General features: G+C 42.2%; 12 protein-coding genes. 8 read left to right on the top strand and 4 right to left on the bottom strand.

Features of this window, described 5'->3' with window-relative positions; all coding sequences use genetic code 11:
* Positions 1-214: 214 nt before the first annotated feature.
* The 3 genes from FY557_RS03105 to FY557_RS03095 all read right to left on the bottom strand — a co-directional run bounded on the left by FY557_RS03105 (position 215) and on the right by FY557_RS03095 (position 5,039).
* Entirely contained in the window at positions 215-1,675 is a 1,461-nt protein-coding gene (locus tag FY557_RS03105; RefSeq protein ID WP_149245820.1) for an LptF/LptG family permease, read from the bottom strand.
* A gap of 77 nt (positions 1,676-1,752) precedes the next feature.
* A complete protein-coding gene (locus FY557_RS03100; protein WP_149245819.1) occupies positions 1,753-2,400 on the bottom strand; it encodes a LolA family protein in 648 nt (215 codons plus the stop codon).
* 65 nt (positions 2,401-2,465) lie between these two features.
* Positions 2,466-5,039, bottom strand: coding sequence for an FtsK/SpoIIIE family DNA translocase (locus FY557_RS03095; protein WP_149245818.1), 2,574 nt, complete (start codon positions 5,037-5,039; stop codon positions 2,466-2,468).
* 349 nt (positions 5,040-5,388) lie between these two features.
* Between FY557_RS03095 and ccsA the strand changes: the two genes are divergently transcribed.
* Positions 5,389-8,646: a cytochrome c biogenesis protein CcsA gene (gene ccsA / locus FY557_RS03090; protein WP_149245817.1), complete on the top strand. Its 3,258-nt coding sequence runs from the start codon at positions 5,389-5,391 to the stop codon at positions 8,644-8,646.
* Between the two features lie 475 nt (positions 8,647-9,121).
* Here ccsA and FY557_RS03085 read toward each other — a convergent pair whose 3' ends face one another.
* Positions 9,122-9,322 carry a hypothetical protein gene (locus FY557_RS03085; protein ID WP_146939373.1) on the bottom strand — a complete coding sequence of 67 codons (201 nt, stop codon included), beginning with the start codon at positions 9,320-9,322 and terminating at the stop codon, positions 9,122-9,124.
* Between the two features lie 137 nt (positions 9,323-9,459).
* Here FY557_RS03085 and FY557_RS03080 point away from each other — a divergent pair, with 137 nt between their 5' ends.
* The 7 genes from FY557_RS03080 (at position 9,460) to FY557_RS03050 (ending at position 18,295) form a co-directional block, all read left to right on the top strand.
* Complete coding sequence (locus FY557_RS03080) at positions 9,460-11,010, top strand: aldehyde dehydrogenase family protein (RefSeq protein ID WP_149245816.1); 1,551 nt, start codon at positions 9,460-9,462, stop codon at positions 11,008-11,010.
* 108 nt (positions 11,011-11,118) lie between these two features.
* Positions 11,119-12,444: an L-lysine 6-transaminase gene (gene lat, locus FY557_RS03075; RefSeq protein ID WP_149245815.1), complete on the top strand. Its 1,326-nt coding sequence runs from the start codon at positions 11,119-11,121 to the stop codon at positions 12,442-12,444.
* A gap of 64 nt (positions 12,445-12,508) precedes the next feature.
* Complete coding sequence (locus tag FY557_RS03070) at positions 12,509-12,739, top strand: DUF2007 domain-containing protein (RefSeq protein ID WP_146939376.1); 231 nt, start codon at positions 12,509-12,511, stop codon at positions 12,737-12,739.
* Positions 12,740-12,878: 139 nt separating this feature from the next.
* Positions 12,879-13,391, top strand: coding sequence for a GNAT family N-acetyltransferase (locus FY557_RS03065; RefSeq protein ID WP_149245814.1), 513 nt, complete (start codon positions 12,879-12,881; stop codon positions 13,389-13,391).
* A 117-nt stretch (positions 13,392-13,508) separates the two neighbouring features.
* Positions 13,509-13,961: a transcriptional regulator gene (locus tag FY557_RS03060; protein ID WP_149245813.1), complete on the top strand. Its 453-nt coding sequence runs from the start codon at positions 13,509-13,511 to the stop codon at positions 13,959-13,961.
* Between the two features lies 1 nt (position 13,962).
* The gene (locus FY557_RS03055) at positions 13,963-15,150 is read left to right on the top strand and encodes an efflux RND transporter periplasmic adaptor subunit (RefSeq protein ID WP_149245812.1); all 1,188 of its coding nucleotides are present in this window, start codon (positions 13,963-13,965) and stop codon (positions 15,148-15,150) included.
* A gap of 1 nt (position 15,151) precedes the next feature.
* A complete protein-coding gene (locus tag FY557_RS03050) occupies positions 15,152-18,295 on the top strand; it encodes an efflux RND transporter permease subunit (protein WP_149245811.1) in 3,144 nt (1,047 codons plus the stop codon).
* The last annotated feature ends 42 nt before the right edge of the window (positions 18,296-18,337 follow it).

Below are 18,337 nucleotides of genomic sequence, written 5' to 3'. Positions count from 1 at the left end.
CGTAATAAGGTATAAAGAAAGTTAAGCTAAGCTTCGCTTTAAGCAAACCCGCTATATAAATCTTTGATTTGATCTTTGTAAATCCTTAAAACCTTCATTTATCTTAATGGTTCAGCCTGCATTATGCGTTGGGTTCCTACTGGGCTCTTATGTAATCATCAAACAAAAAGATCCGGAATATCTCCGGATCTGATGTATTTTAAAATAATTTTAATTACTGATAACGCTGATGCTCTTTATTCTTTACAAACAGTTTCGTAATCGGTTTGAAAGCGGCTTTATATTTTTCCGCGTCGAATAATTGAGAATCGGTCAGGGCTTTATACGTCATCCAGACTCCAAACGGGAACAGGACAATATTCGGAACCCAGGCTGCCAGATAAGGATTAATTTTACCGGACCATGCCATGTTTTCAAAACCTACATTGATCACGTAGAATATAATGAAAATAACAATTGCAATAATTACCGGAAGCCCCATCCCTCCTTTTCTGATAATGGACCCGAGACTGGCACCGATCAGGAAAAAGATAATGCAGGTAAAGGAATAGGTAACAATCCTCTGCTGATAAATGACCACCTTATTGTAATACTTGATGCCGGGATCAAGCTCGTTGTTTTTTGCTTCAAGGGTACTTTTCAGACTTTCCAGCCGGTCATAGGCATTTTTAATGATTTCCAGCTTTTTCTCTTTCTTTACCGTATCCAGTTTCATAATCGGCTTCGGTTTGGCCTTTGCCCGGTTCTGCTTGGAATCCATATAGCTGATTACGGAATTGGTCTGGTTCAGGACGTCATTATTGACGTTGGTGAAAAAACGGTCGTTGTCGGTTTTAGCCTTGTCAATAGTTTTGTTAATTTCAGTGAAAGTCTGAAAACGGTAATCTTCCGTAATCTTTTCTTCCTCAATCGCTTTATTGATGATTTCACTCACATCGAAATGGGACGTCAGGGAATCGAACTTAATGGCCTGATCGGGTTGTTTCAGCCTTACGTTTTCACCCTTTCCTGCAAAATTATCATCGTATACATAACCGTCATACAGCACAAGCTTCAGGTAATTTTTGTTGGCAGCAGGAATGAACTTCCCTCTTTTGGCAACAATGGTCTGCTGGTTTTCATAAGAGCTTGCCTTCTTGTGAACGAAAACCCCCTCGATATTTTCATCGTTTTTACCTGAAAGTTTATCAAATTTCACCATATTTCCCGGGATCTGATCGATGAACTGACCGGGTGTAAAATTAAGGGCCGGCTTCGTCTGGGCGATATTGTACAACATATTTCTCGCTTTCCTCTGGAAATCGGGGATGATATTGTTTGAGAAAAAGTAAAGGATAATCGACATGACTACCGTTACTCCTAACAAAGGCATCATGACCCGGGTAAGAGAGATTCCCGCTGCCTTCATGGCAGCAAGCTCGTACCGTTCTCCAAATTCACCGAAAGACATAATGCTGGCCAGCAGGATCGTCAGCGGCAATACCATACTGATAACACTTACCCCGAGGTAGAAAAGCAGCTTCATGATCTGCCAGTAGCTTAATCCTTTCCCCATAAACTGTCCCAGCTGGATCCAGATAATGTTTACGATAAAGATAAAAAACAATACGCTGAATATAAAGAAAAACGGTCCGAAGAAGGTTTTTATGATATAGCGGTCTAGTATTTTTAACATGCGCCAAAATTAATCAAAAAGCTACAAAGTTTCCTTTGTAGCTCTTATATTTTATGAAATTTTTATAATAAAGTCCGTTAAAGCTCCGTAACCAGATAATTTTTGTATTTGTTCTTGTCGAAAACGAACATTCCCGGATCTAACGTCTGGTTTTCCTTATATTGGGTAATGGCAATTACGGCAAGGTCTTTATTATTACCGTGCTGCTCAAGCTTTACCATCTGCTTTTTGGCAGCATCTACAAAAAGATAAACGTATTGTATGCCGTTGGATTTTACCGGCGTTAGCTTAATTAAGTCTGCGTTTACACCGCTTACGCTTTTCTTTCCTTCGTAAGTTACGTTATAATCGTTTCTGTAGCTTGAAAGATAGTTGATAGGGGAGAACATAGAGCTGCTGCCGTTAGGCCTGGCCACCGTAACTTCCATATCTTCTGTATTGATGTTATATATTTTATTACCGTCGAAGATCTGTTCGGTTTCCATGATCTTCAGTTTGTATTTGTCGCCTGCTGCATAATAAATTCCCGGTTCGCTTTTATCCACTTTTCCGTTGGTTCCACTGCCGAATGAGAATTTAAAGTAGGTGTTTTTTTTCGATTTATAGTTGGCGGTAATATCGTCCAGGATCTTTTTTGCTTTGGCATCAATTTTCTGGGCACTTGTAAATCCTACGGCTCCTATTACCAGACTGCTGACTACAATTTTTGAAATAATATGTTTCATTTTTTTAATCTTACTTAAATTTTAGACTCTGTTTTAAGGGGAAAGTTAAACCTGTAGTTTCACTTTTAACTGCGCAGGTCTTCCAAAAACTGTTCCAAAGAATGCAGGTCGCTGATAAGAACTTCCCTTGCTTTTGCCCCGTTGAACCCGCCTACAATACCGCTTGCCTCCAGCTGGTCCATAATTCTTCCGGCCCTGTTGTACCCCAGCTTCAATTGTCTCTGAAGCATGGAAGTGGAACCCTGCTGGGTGGAGACGATAATTCTTGCTGCCTCCTCAAACAAGGCATCTTTTTCATTAGGGTCAAATGCGCCTACGGTACTCGTAGAATCTTCCGAAACATATTCGGGAAGGATAAATGCCGAAGCGTAACCTTTCTGCTCACCGATAAATTCCGCCAGCCGTTCTACTTCCGGCGTATCGACGAAAGCACACTGCAGTCTCAGGATTTCGTTACCGTTGAAATAAAGCATATCCCCTTTACCGATCAGCTGGTCGGCACCCGGAGAATCAAGGATCGTTCTTGAATCCACACTCGAAATTACCCTGAAGGCGGCCCTCGCCGGGAAATTCGCTTTGATCATCCCGGTAATTACATTTACCGAAGGTCTCTGCGTAGCAACAATTAAGTGGATACCTACCGCACGGGCAAGCTGGGCCAGGCGGGCAATCGGCAATTCGACTTCTTTACCGGCCGTCATGATCAGATCCGCAAATTCGTCCACGACCAGAACGATGTAAGGCAGATAGCGGTGTCCGTTTTCAGGATTCAGTTTCCGTTCTGTGAATTTTTTGTTGTATTCCTTTAAATTTTTACAAAAGGCATTTTTAAGCAGATCGTATCTCGTATCCATTTCGATACAGAGGGAATTCAGTGTATTGATTACTTTATTGGTGTCGGTGATGATCGCTTCTTCCGCATCGGGCAGTTTCGCCAGATAGTGCCTTTCTATTTTTGAATATAAAGAAAGTTCCACCTTTTTAGGATCCACCATCACGAATTTCAGTTCGCTCGGATGTTTTTTGTAGAGTAGGGAAGTAAGGATTGCATTGATCCCGACCGATTTACCCTGTCCTGTAGCACCCGCCATCAGCAAGTGGGGCATTTTGGAAAGATCGGCCATAAAAATTTCATTGGAGATCGTTTTCCCGAATACCACCGGAAGATCCATATCGGTATTCTGGAATTTCTGTGAGGCGATCACCGAACGCATGGAAACCATGGTCGGATTTTTCCTCGGAACCTCAATCCCGATGGTTCCTTTCCCCGGCATCGGTGCAATAATCCGGATTCCCAACGCCGATAAGTTGAGGGCAATATCATCCTGTAATTTCTTAATTGCTGCAACCCTGATTCCCGCTTCCGGAACAATCTCGTATAGAGTTACCGTAGGTCCGATGGTTGCTTTAATTTCGGCAATACCTACGTTAAAGTTTTTAAGCAGTCCTACAATCTTATTTTTGTTTTCTTCTAATTCTTCCTTATTAATGGAAATTTCTTCGTTTCCATAATCCTTTAAAAGTTCTACCGGCGGCATCTGGAATTTGGCCAGATCCAGCTTGTGATCATACAGACCGTGCTTATCTACCAACTCCTGGGACTTAATATCTGCGTCATCCAGGATATCAATTACCGGAGCTACTTCCACATTGAACTTGATCTCTTCCGCAGGAGCAGCGGCCGGAACCGTTTGGGCTGCCGGAACGGAAGGTTTAAAGTCAAACGCCTGTTCAGGAGTGGGAGTCGGCATCTTCGGCTTCGTATCAATTGGCAGATTGATGGATGATGAAAAATCCGTTTTTACTTCTTCATCGAAAGAAGTGTTGTTCGGAGTTACAATCGGATCCAGGTTGGCAGAAACCGGGACTTCCGGAAATCCTTTAGGAATGCTTACCGGCTCAGGCACCTTTGCTTTGGCGGCAGGTTTTTGTACGACCTCGGTTACTTTTACTTTTTCAACAGTGTCTTCCTTATGCGCCTCCAGCTCTTCAATCAGTTCTTCATCCGCTTCAAAATTCTCATCAGAGCTCGGCATCATGGATTTTACTTTTCCGATGGTATTTTCGTTAATGTCATTCAGTTTTGATTTGATCGAACTTGGACGGAGGTTAAACTCTAAAATGAAATACAAAGCAATACTGGATACCAGTACCAGCCAAAGACCGACGGTTCCGATAATCGCATTCAGCGAATCCATGATCTGATAGCCGTAGACTCCGCTTAAAACGCCCTGACCTTTGGTTACTGCTCCAAAAAGGATAGGCAGCCAGCAGATAAAGAACAGCGAGTGCCCGACGGTTTTCCATGGCTTAAACATTTTCTTTTTAAGGATCACCGTCCCGAAAACCAGAAATAAAAAGGCTATGATGAATGAGGCAACCCCAATACTTTCAAAAATAAAAATATTTCCCAGCCAGTCGCCCAGTTTTCCGAAAAGGTTAGACGATTTGATACTTTTGTCCAGCATGGTTCCTGCCTGGCTCTGATCAGCCTTCCAGTTCATCAGGTATGAAACGAATGAAAAGGTAAGCACAACGGAAAAAAGGATAAAGGTTAACCCGAAAAATACCCGGGGCTTCGATAAAAATTTGCCCTTGTCAGGCGATTCTGTCGGTTTGTTCTGCGTGTTTTTATTCATAATGTCAATTGGCAAATTTAATATTTTTCAACATTAAACGTCATGCTTTTTTACGAAAAGAAATTTAATTTTTCCCGATCCGGAAAAGGCGTTTTTCCGGCTGGTTTTGTTTTCTGATTATTAAAAATATTTAAAATAAAATAAATTAAAAAAAATTAGTGGACTAAATTTTTTTTTAATGTAAAAAAGAATTTATTCCTATCTGATTGATTGAATTTTTTCCAATTGATTTCAAGTTTATTAAGAATGATTCAAAATAACGTTTCAGGCCCTCAAAGTGATAAAAAACAGCTTTTTTTAACGGCTTTATGGTTTATCATGCTTATTTTTGCATGTCAAGTATATACATATGAAGAAGATCCAGGATATTTTGATCTCAACCAGAACAATGGCTGTGTTGTTATTGGGGTATGCATTCGCCATGGCCTATGCAACGTTCTTAGAAAACGATTACGGAACCCCCACAGCAAAAGCATTAATCTATGAAGCATGGTGGTTTGAATTAATCATGCTTCTATTAATCCTCAATTTTATCGGCAATATCGGAAGATACAGGCTCTGGAAGAGAGAGAAATGGCCGGTGCTGGTATTCCACCTCGCATTTGTGCTGATCTTTATCGGCGGTGCGATTACCCGGTACATCAGTTTTGAAGGCATCATGCACATCCGGGAAGGAGAAACCTCCAATGAAATTGTAACCGACAAGAATTTCCTTAAAATCCAGATCGAAGAAAAAGGTGACGTCCTTAACTACCAGGATATTCCTTATCTGATGTCCCCGCTGCACAAAAATCTGGAAGCGACCTATGATTTCCGTGGAAAACAGGTAAAAGTGGTGGCTAAAGAGTATGTTCAGCGGAAAAAAGACAGTCTTCTGGCAGATCCCAACGGTGCCGAATACCTGCATCTGGTATCTACCGGGCAAACAGGAAGGCAGAATATTTTCATCAAGCCCGGTGAAACAAAATCCATCAACGGAACCCTGGTTACTTTCAACAGGGCTATCGACGGTGCGGTGGAATTTAAAAAAGAAGGCGGGAAACTGTTCATCAAAACTCCGGTTGATGCCAATTACATGACCATGGCCACCCAGGCAACCGGAACGACTAAAAAAGATGAGTTCCAACCATTGGTTTTGAGAAGTTTATATTCAATCAATGAATTAAAACTGGTAGTTCCCGAAGGTTTAAGAAAAGGGAAATTACTTTCTATCGAAGGCGACCGTAAAAAAGACCAGAATGTTCCGGATATGCTGACGGTAGAACTTCAGGGACCAAAAACAAAACAGCTGGTAGACCTTTCCGTAGAAAAAGGAAACCCGAATGCCTATAAGCAGGTCACTATGGACGGGCTGAACATCATGGTTGGTTTCGGACCAAAGGTCTACAATACGCCGTTCTCTTTGAAGCTGGAGGACTTCGTTATGGAAACCTATCCGGGAAGTTCTTCCCCGAGTGCTTACGAAAGCCATATCAAAATTATCGATGAAGGGAAACAGACACCTTTTAAAATTTATATGAACCATGTACTGAACCATAAAGGCTACCGTTTCTTCCAGTCGAGTTTCGATCCGGACAGAATGGGAACCGTGCTTTCGGTGAATCACGATTTCTGGGGAACGCTGATCTCCTATATAGGTTATACTTTCCTGTTCGGAGGAATGTTCTTTATGTTCTTCTGGAAAGGAACCCACTTCTGGAAATTAAATAAAATACTGAAAGACGTTAATAAAAAGAAAGCGGCAACCGTTCTTCTGTTGCTTTTAAGCTTCGGACTGAATGCCCAGAAAATCGAAACGCACGGAACAACTGACGGAAGTCGGGAACACGTTCATGTAGAAGGAGAGAATCATAACCATACTCCGGAATCGGTACAGGCCCAGCCATCGCAGCAGAATTCTGCGGCAGTGCCGCTGGCCAAGATGAGAACCATTTCTGCAGACGAAATTATTGCGAGAAATAAAATCAGTGCGGAGCATGCCGATAAGTTCGGATACCTTCTGGTACAGAATTTTGAAGGCCGTATCGTTCCGATTAACACCGAAGCCCTCGATGTTTTAAGAAAACTGTATAAAAAGGATGAGTTTAAAGGGACAGACGGAAAATCCTTAACCGCTAACCAATGGTTCCTTTCCGTGAATACCGATACTCCGAGCTGGACGATGGTTCCGATGATTAAAGTAGGAACAAAGGGCGGTGATGAATTAAAGAATAAAACAAAAGCGGATGAAGACGGATACACTTCCTTAATGAACCTGTTCCCGGCAGATGCCAACGGAAATTTAAAATATATTCTTGAAAGCGATTACAACACGGCATTCCGTAAAAAACCGGCCGAGCAGACCAATTATGACAAAGAAGTCATTGCCGTTAACGAAAGGGTACAGATTTTCAATGAGTTTTTCAGCGGTCAGTTCATGAGAATTGTTCCGGTAAAGAACGATGCCAACCACACCTGGTATTCATGGCTGGACCAGAAAATGGAACCGGACATGGAATCCCAGCAGGTGATGGGCCCTTATTTCGCGGAAGTTTTAAAAGCACAGCAAACCGGAAACTGGAGCAAGGCCGATGCGGAACTGGCAAAACTTTCGGAATACCAGCAGAAGTGGGGGAAAGCCGTTGTCCCTGCCCCATCAAAAGTTGAACTGGAAGTGTTCATGAATAAGGTGAATATCAATTTCAAGCTGTTGATTTTCTATACCCTGATCGGAGGCTTATTGCTGATCTTAGGTTTTGTGGAATTGTTCAAACCGGGTAAAATTTTAAACAAAAGCATCAAAGCCATTATTGTAATAGGTATTATCGGATATGCTTTCCATTTCCTCGGATTGGTGGCAAGATGGTATATTTCAGGACACGCGCCTTGGAGTAACGGTTATGAAGCCATTATTTTCATTTCGTGGGTCGGAATTACCGCCGGGCTCTTATTATACAGAAATTCCAATGCCCTGATTCCGGCAGCCGGATTTATGGTGGCGGTCATTATGATGGGATTTGCCCACGGAGGTTCAGCGCTTGACCCGCAGATCACCCCTTTGGTACCTGTATTGAAGTCGTACTGGCTGATCGTACACGTAGCGATCATTACATCGAGTTACGGGTTCTTTGCCTTATCAATGATCATCGCGGTCATCAGTCTGGTTTTCTATATTATCTCGAAAAAGAATACTTATAAAATACACCACGACACCACATTGAAGGAACTGGCTATCGTTTCGGAAATGTCTCTTACCATCGGTTTGTTTGCCTTAACGGTAGGAAACTTCTTAGGCGGGATCTGGGCCAATGAATCGTGGGGAAGATACTGGAGCTGGGACCCTAAAGAAACCTGGGCTTTCATTTCCATCATGGTTTATGCGTTCGTACTCCACATGAGACTGGTTCCGGGATTACGAAGCAGATGGGCATTTCACGTAGCTACCATGTTTGCTTTCTGCTCGATGGTCATGACGTATTTCGGGGTAAATTACTACCTCAGTGGGCTGCACTCATACGCTGCAGGAGATCCGGTGCCTGTTCCGGCCTGGGTATACATCGGACTTGGAAGCATGCTGGCCTTAGCCATTGCCTCTTATTTAAAGTTCAGAGTTTTAACGAGAAAATAAGATTTAATTTTTATAAAACAGATCCCGGAAGAAACTTCCGGGATTTTCCGTTTGTGAAGGACAGCACTGAAACTGGCTTTTACAAAATCTTAATCGTTTTCAAGGTATAAAGAGCCACGTAAAAAGTAAAATGAACCAAGTGAAAATACAGTTTAGGCTATTAAGAAGAATCAAAGATTTTATTTAGCGGTTTGCTCAAAGCAAAGCTCATCTTAACTTTCCAGATACCTTATTCAATCTTAATGGTTTTCAAGATTAAGAGCCAAGTAAAAAGTAAATGAACCAGGTGGAAATGCAGTTTAATAAGTTACACTGAAAAACGTCCGGCATCCATCATCCCGCTTACAGCCTTTTTATTTTACATTCACATTAATTTAACATACCTGGCAGTTAAAATCCAAATTTATAATCAGTATTTAAAAAATAAAAAAGCTGAGAAAATTCCCAGCTTCTGTTTCATATTTATTTCAATTAATTAATCAAATATCCCTGTAAAGTAGCCGGCAATAATGCTCCACGCATTTTTTCCTAAGAAATAGATCAGCGTGGAAGTAATGATGCCTTTCACCGTAAAAAATATGATTCCGCCGATCCCGAATTTTTTCAGCAGGCTTTTCCACCGGGAGGTTTTCTGTTCTCCGGCATCAGATTCGTTTTTAATCCTGTTATTTTCCATTTCTGAAATTCAAATGATTGCCTTACAAAGATAAGTATGTTTATAATTAGTCCAAATAAAAAACACGTTAAAAAAATTAAAATTTTGCGGTTCGCATAATATTTTTATCTTTAGAGGAAACGAAAAGTAAAATTTTTATGTCTAAAAAAGTAAAGGATTTTGGGATTGAAAAAACGCTCAAGAATCTTGGAATTAAAGATGAGAATAAGGGGACTTCGACAGGCGGGAAATACTTTGCATCAGGGAATACGCTGGAAAGTTACTCTCCGGTGGACGGAAACCTGATTGCAAAAGTAAAAACCTCCGGTGCTTCGGATTATGATAAAGTAATCGAAACGGCAGAGAGGGCTTTTAAGGAATTCAGGCTTATTCCCGCCCCTAAAAGAGGGGAGATCGTCAGGCAGCTCGGCCAGAAATTAAGACAGTACAAAGATGATTTGGGGAAACTCGTTTCTTATGAAATGGGCAAATCCCTACAGGAAGGTTTGGGTGAAGTTCAGGAAATGATCGACATCTGCGATTTTGCCGTGGGGGTTTCCAGGCAGCTCCATGGGTATACCATGCACTCGGAAAGACCGGGACACCGCATGTACGAGCAGTATCATCCGCTGGGAATCGTGGGAATTATCACCGCTTTCAATTTCCCGGTAGCCGTGTGGTCATGGAATACCGCACTGGCCTGGATCTGTGGAAACGTTACCATCTGGAAACCCTCGGAAAAAACACCGCTTTGCGCCATTGCATGCCAGAACATCATGAACGAAGTACTGAAGGAAAACAATCTTCCGGAAGGCATTTCAAGTGTATTGGTAGCAGATCACGAGATCGGACAACGGCTGGTGGACGATAAGAGAATTGCCCTGGTCTCCTTTACGGGATCTACAAGAGTCGGAAGAATGGTCTCTGCCAATGTGGCGCAGCGGTTCGGAAAATCGATCCTTGAACTGGGCGGAAACAATGCCATCATCATTTCCAAAGATGCCGATATCGATATGTCGATCATCGGAGCGGTTTTCGGAGCGGTTGGAACAGCCGGACAACGGTGTACTTCAACGAGAAGACTGATTATCCACGAAAGTGTTTATGATGAAGTGAAAAACAGACTGGCAAAAGCCTATGGACAATTAAAGATCGGAAATCCTCTGGATGAAACCAACCACGTCGGACCACTGATTGATACCGATGCGGTAAATATGTACCAGGAAGCCATTAAAAAGGGCAAAAAAGAAGGGGCAAAATTTATTGTGGAAGGAGAGGTTCTGAAAGGAAAAGGCTATGAATCCGGCTGCTATGTGAAACCTTGTATCGCTGAAGTGAAAAATTCATATGAAATTGTTCAGCACGAAACATTTGCGCCTATTTTATATTTAATTAAATACAATACATTAGACGAAGCCATTGCTATTCAGAATGATGTTCCTCAGGGATTGTCATCCGCAATCATGACGCAGAACCTGAGAGAAGCTGAATTATTTCTTTCCCACGCAGGTTCAGACTGTGGAATCGCCAATGTGAACATCGGGACTTCCGGTGCGGAAATCGGCGGTGCATTCGGTGGTGAAAAAGAAACCGGCGGCGGCAGGGAATCGGGATCCGATGTCTGGAAATATTACATGAGAAGACAGACCAACACGATCAACTATACTGCCAGCTTACCGTTGGCACAAGGTATTAAGTTTGACCTTTAAAAAACTAATATTGAGAACCGGGATGCAAAAAGTGGTACTATCTGCGTTATAATTAAAATCCCGCTTTCTAACTATTAAATTCTAATCAACCCTAAGATTTTATTTAATATGCAAACAACAATTGATAGACAGACAAATAAAGTAAAAGAAACCGTAGGCAGACACGTGCTGGCCGACGGCTTCGATTTCGTAATGGATATTGAAAAATCCCATGGCTCATGGCTTTACGATAAACTCACCAACCGCGAATACCTGGATATGTTTTCCATGTTCGCTTCTGCATCCATCGGATACAACCATCCTTATCTGATGGAAAAATCAGCATGGCTGGGTAAAATGGCGATCAATAAGCCGACACTGGCAGATGTATATTCTCAAGAATATGCGCATTTCCTGGAAGTATTTGAACGTGTAGCCATTCCTCACGAACTGCAATATGCATTTTTCATAGAAGGTGGTACTGTTGCTGTTGAAAATGCAATGAAAGCCTGTTTCGACTGGAAAACAAGGAAAAATTTTGAAAAAGGACTTGATCTCGAAGCCGGAATCTGTATCCATTTCAGACAGGCATTCCATGGAAGGAGCGGATATACCTTAAGCCTTACCAATACGGCGGATCCGAGAAAATACCAGTATTTTCCGATGTTCAACTGGCCGAGAATCCTGAATCCGAAGCTGACGTTCCCGGTCACGGAAGAAAATCTGGAAGAAACCATAAGAAATGAAAGGCTGGCTTTATTAAACATCGAAGAAGCTATTCTGATGAACCCGGATAAAGTGGCCTGTATCATTATAGAGCCGATTCAGGCGGAAGGCGGCGACAACCATTTCCGTGATGAATTTTTTACAGGCCTGAGAAAAATCTGCGATCAGCACGAAATCCTCCTGATCTTTGACGAAGTGCAGACGGGAATCGGAATCACCGGAAAAATGTGGGCATTTGAGCATTTTACAGCAAAGCCGGATATCATTTCTTTCGGAAAAAAAACGCAGGTATGCGGAATCCTGGCCAATAAGGAAAAGTTCGATGAAGTTCCTGAAAATGTATTCAGAGAAAGTTCCAGGATCAATTCCACTTTCGGCGGGAATTTTATCGACATGCTGCGTTTCCAGCTGGTAATGGAAGTTATTGAAAAAGAAAACCTGGTGGAGAATGCAAGGATTGTCGGCGATTACCTGTTGGAAGGCTTGCAGAATTTACAGCAGAAATATCCTGAAAAACTATCCAATGCCAGAGGAAGAGGCCTTATGTGTGCCATTGATCTTCCGACCCACGAGCAAAGAAACCATCTGCGGGATGTGCTTTGGAAAGACGGAATGATTATTCTGGCCTGTGGCGATCAGTCGCTGCGTTTCAGGCCGCATCTGAACGTTACCAAAGAAGAAATTCAGCTTGCGCTGGATAAAATAGAAAGCAATATTACTAAAATTTAAAAGCTGAAAATTTGTAATTTTCAAAAAAACGTTATATATTTAGATACTCAAACGAGACAGAACTATGGAAAGAAGTACAAGAGTATCAGTTTTTGAAAGTGACAAACCTGCAGAAATCCAGTTGATAAAATCCAAGCTGGATGACGCACAAATCAAGAATTCAGTAGAAAACAACTACCTTACTTTTACAACGACGCCTACGGCAACATCCCTGAAAGTAATGGTAAAACTGGAAGATGAGAAGAAAGCCTTTGAGGTAATCGATGCTTATCTTCAGCAAAATGAAAATCAATAAAACAATTTCATAATTTTAAATTTTACTACTTCGAACCGAAAATTAATTTGATTAGTTTTCGGTTTTTTTACTTTGACAATCATCCGTTTTACCAGTCGGATTCAAAATCAATTTTACATTTAATCAAAAATTAACAGCAATGCATTCGGAAATCAGATTAAGACAAGCACAAATGAATGAAAAAGAAATAATCTGGAATATTTTGCAACAGGCCATCGAACGTCGCAGGCAGGACGGAAGCACCCAGTGGCAGCAGGGATATCCAAACCACGGAACAGTAGAAAGTGATATTTCAAAAGGTTTCGGATACGTGATGACAGTCGATAATGAAATTGCAGTTTATGCGGCTTTGATTTTAAATGATGAGCCTGCTTATAGTACGATCGAAGGAGCATGGCTCAGCAATGGGGAATTTGTTGTCGTACACCGCGTTGCCGTAGATGAAAAATTTGCCGGTAGAGGAATAGTGAAGGCTCTCTTCGATCATATCGAAGATTTTACAAGATCGCATGGGATCCAGAGCGTTAAGGTAGATACCAATTATGACAATACCGCTATGCTGAAAATTTTAGAAAGCAAAGGATATAGCTATTGCGGCGAAGTTTTTTTGGCTGGCGGAGTGCGCAAGGCCTTTGAAAAGATTATTATTTAATTAAAAAGTTAAATCGTTTGTCATAGAATTTTTAAAACGCTATGCATTTATAAACTCTATCATGTTTGTTCGTTTAGTTCTGAACTAATTTTTACTTTTGTTGCAAATTTATATACCATGCATAAGAGTATAGAAATTGATGAAAGAATCTTCCAAGATGCCGTAAAGTTTTACGGTTCTGTTTTCAACCTACCACCTTTAGCTTCAAAGATTTATGCTTACCTTCTTTTCGATTACGATAAAGCGGGCATTACTTTTGATGAATTTGTGGAGGTTTTTTCGGCTAGCAAAAGTTCAGTTTCCACCAGCATTTCTCTGCTGTTGAACTCTGAACTTATCGTCGATCATAATAAAATGGATGAGCGGAAACGGTATTTTTTCATCAATGAGGGTTACAAGAAGATAAGATTTGAAAAAATAGTTCAAAAAATGAAAGACGAATTAAAACTATTGGATGATTTAGACCATTTTAAAAAAAATCATGATGACCACAATGAGAGAATGGAAGCTTATAAGGCACTTTTAAACAAAAATATCATACATATTCAGGAATCTCTTAATAAACTATAAAATGAATAATAAGCTAGTTATACTTTCTGTTGCAGCACTTTCTATGGTGGCCTGCAAAAAAGAAGCTCCCAAGCAGGACGGCCCGAAACCCTATCCTGTAGTGAATGTAGAGACAAAAAATGTAACCGGTTACCAGACATTTCCGGCTACGATTCAGGGAAGGGTAAATAATGATGTAAGGGCTAAAATACAGGGATATATCACCCAGGTTTTGGTAGATGAAGGGCAGTATGTGACAAAGGGACAACCACTTTTCCGTCTGGAAACCAATATTCTTAATGAGACTGCTGCGGCGTCCAAAGCAGGAATCAGTGCTGCGGAATCCAATATTGCAGCAGCTCAGGCAGCAGTATCGGCGGCAAATGTTGAAGTGAATAAACTGAAGCCGCTGGTTCAGAAAAATATCATCAGTAATGTGCAGTTGCAGACGGCACAGGCCAACTTAGCCCAGGCCCAGGCTCAGCTGAAACAGGCCCAAGCGTCGAAAAGCCAGGCTGTAGCCAATTATAAAGGTGTAGAAGCGAATATCGAATATTCTGTTATCCGCGCGCCGATTTCCGGAGTCGTGGGAAAACTTCCATTAAAAGTGGGAAGCCTTGTCGGACCGAGTGATCAGACGCCGCTTACGACCATTTCCGATACTTCCGGGATTTACGCTTATTTTTCTATGAATGAGAAAGAATATTTCAACTTCCTTGAAAAATCACCGGGAGCCTCAATGCCTGAAAAAATTAAAAACCTTCCGATGGTGGAATTGCAGCTCGCAAACGGCAGTCTGTATCCTGAAAAAGGAAGGATTCAAGCCATTACAGGACAGATTGATCCTACAACGGGAACCATTCAGTTCAGGGTGGAATTTACAAACGCTCAGAAATTGTTAAGCAACGGGAACAGCGGAACCATCCGTTTCCCTCAGCCTTACGACAATGTTCTGGTTGTTCCTGAAAGTGCAACGTACGAACAGCAGGGTATCGTTTACGTGTATAAAGTGGACAAAGGAGATACGGCCCGCAATGTGGTGATTGATGTGATCGACCGTATAGATAATATGGCCCTGATTAAATCGGGGGTGAATAAAGGCGAGCTGGTAGTAGCTGCCGGAACGGGGACTCTGAAGTCCGGAACCGCTATCAAGCCTAAAAAAGTAAAAATGGACAGTCTTGTACAATCCGTAAAACCGAAATTCTAATATGATTAAAAATTTTATAAACAGACCGGTTTTATCAACTGTAATCTCGATCCTCATCGTCATCTTAGGGGTGCTCGGGCTTCTGGCACTTCCGGTTACCCAGTATCCGGATATTGCTCCGCCGACAGTAAGTGTAAGAGCAAACTATACAGGGGCGAACGCCGAAACGGTCATGAAAAGTGTGGTCGTACCTTTGGAAGAGCAGATCAATGGAGTGGAAGGAATGGACTATATTACCTCAACGGCAGGTAATGACGGTTCGGCACAGATCCAGGTCTTCTTTAAACAGGGAATCGATCCGGATATTGCTGCCGTAAACGTTCAGAACCGGGTGTCGAGGGCCAGCCCGCTCTTACCAAGTGAAGTTACCCGCTCCGGGGTTGTTACGCAGAAGCAGCAGACCAGTGCCCTGATGTACTTATCTTTCTATTCTGAAAATAAAAATATCGATGATGTTTACCTTCAGAATTTTTTGAATATCAACGTAATTCCGGATCTGCAAAGGATTAACGGGGTAGGGGAAGCCAACGTTTTCGGAGGTAAGAACTATTCGATGAGAGTATGGCTGGATCCCGCGAAACTCGCGGCTTACGGCATTACACCAACAGATGTTACTACAGCTATTAACGAACAGAGTAGAGAAGCGGCTGCCGGTTCTTTAGGGCAAAACAGCGGGAGTTCATTTGAATATATCATTAAATATGTAGGTAAATTCAACGAAAAGGAACAATACGACAACATCATCATCAAAGCAATGCCCGATGGACAGAACCTGATGTTAAAAGATGTTGCGAAAGTTGAATTGGGTGGGCTCTCCTATAGCGGAGTCGGTGAGAACGGGAATTCCCCTTCCATCAGTATGGGGATTTTCCAGACGCCGGGTTCCAATGCACAGGAAATCATCGAAAACATCAAAGCCCAGCTGAAAGAAAAGGAAAGCACATATCCTGCAGGAATCAAATATACCTTTAACTTCGATACCAACGAATTCCTGGATGCGTCGATCGAAAAAGTGATCCATACTTTAATTGAAGCATTTATCCTGGTCTTTATCGTGGTGTATATTTTCTTACAGGATTTCAGGTCTACCCTGATTCCGGCCATCGCGGTTCCGGTTTCCATTGTAGGAGCTTTTTTCTTCCTGAATTTATTCGGCTATTCATTGAACCTTTTAACGTTGTTCGCTCTGGTACTGGCAATCGGTATTGTAGTGGATGACGCGATTGTCGTCGTCGAAGCCGTTCATGCCAAGATGGAAAACGGAATTTCCGATGCTAAAAAAGCGACGATCGAAGCAATGGACGAAATCACGGGAGCAATTATTTCCATTACCCTTGTAATGGCTTCGGTATTTATTCCGGTAACTTTTATCACCGGTCCTACGGGAGTTTTCTACCAGCAGTTCGGGGTAACGCTTATTATTGCCATCGTTATTTCTGCGGTAAACGCCTTGACGTTAAGTCCTGTTTTATGTTCATTATTCCTGAAACCTCATGATGCGCATCACAAAGAATACAGGCAGATGAATTTCATTCAGAAGTTCTTCTATAAATTTAATATCGCCTTTAAAACAACCACCGAACGTTACGGAAGAGGCTTTATCTTTTTATTAAGGCATAAATGGGTAACCTTAATCATTTTTGCAGTGACCGGAGGTATTTTATACTGGGCAAGTGCAACGATGAAGAAAGGTTTCGTCCCGACGGAAGACCGTGGAATTATCTTTACCGACGTTCAGCTTCCTCCCGGGGCTTCCATGGAAAGAACCTACAATGTTCTTAAAACATTGCAGAAGGAAGCGATGAAAATTCCGGGAATCCAGAACGTAACAATTTCTACCGGTCGCGGTCTGCTTTCCGGTAACGGAAGCAACAATGGTTTGGCTTTTATAAAGCTTAAACCTTTTGACGAAAGAAAAGGAGACCTCAGCTCGGATAATATTACCAAGCAGCTGTTCGGACTTTCTGCTAAAGCGCCGGATGCCAAAGTGGTATTCTTCCAGCCGCCGAGTGTACCCGGATTTGGAAACAGTGCCGGTTTCGAAATGGTGCTTCTTGATAAATCCGGAGGCGATTTCGCCCAGCTGGATGCCAAAACCAATGAACTTATCGGAAACCTGATGAAGAGACCGGAGATTGAATTTGCTCAGACTTCGTTCAATACCAAATATCCGCAGTACCAGATGGATATCAACGTTCCTCTGGCCAAGCAGCTCGGTGTTTCCGTAAACAGTATCCTGGAAACCATGCAGGGCTATATCGGGGGGATCTACGGTGCCGACTTTACCAAATATGGAAAACAGTTCCGGGTGATGATCCAGGCACTGCCGGAAAATCGTAAAGATGCCAGCAACCTGAATGAATTATATGTAAGAACAAATTCAGGAACCATGTCCCCGATCTCACAGTTCGTTACTCTAACAAAAACCTACGGGCCTCAATCGGTAGGACGTTATAACCTGTTCAGTTCGGTGAAAATTACAGGGGCGAACTCGGCGGGATACAGTACCGGGGATGCCATCGGAGCAGTTCAGCAGGTGGCCAGCCAGACGCTTGACCAGAATTACAGCGTAGAATTTACCGGACTTTCACGAGAGGAATTGTCTTCAGGTTCACAAACGATTCTGATCTTTGCCCTGAGTTTAATCTTTGTTTATTTCATTCTTGCAGCACAGTATGAGAGTTATATTCTTCCACTGACCGTAGTGATTTCACTTCCTCTTGGGGTAATGGGGGCTTATTTCGGGCAGAAGATCATGGGGCTTGAAAACAACATCTATTTCCAGATTGCCCTGATCATGTTGGTCGGACTATTGGCGAAGAATGCGATTCTGATTGTTGAATTTGCCGTTCAGAGGAGGCATCACGGCGAAACCATTGTAATGTCGGCCATCAATGCGGCGAAAGCAAGGTTAAGACCGATCCTGATGACTTCATTTGCCTTTATCTTCGGTTTATTACCATTGGTTCTGGCAAGCGGAATCGGTGCGGTGGGTAACCGTTCCATTGCAACCGGAGCAGCCATCGGATTGCTGATCGGTACCATTCTCGGACTTTTTGTGATTCCGGTACTGTATGTTATCTTCGAATACCTGCAGGAAAAAGTGAAGCCGATTAAAGAAAAAGAAATCAATCTAGCAGAATAAATTAAGTCAGTTCAGGATGGCAAAACGCTTCAGCCGATTATC

Origin of the sequence: Chryseobacterium sp. SN22 (assembly GCF_008329705.1) — a bacterium.
Classification (GTDB): domain Bacteria; phylum Bacteroidota; class Bacteroidia; order Flavobacteriales; family Weeksellaceae; genus Chryseobacterium.
Note: the sequence above shows the minus strand (reverse complement) of the source record. Positions and strands in the feature narration are given on the sequence as shown.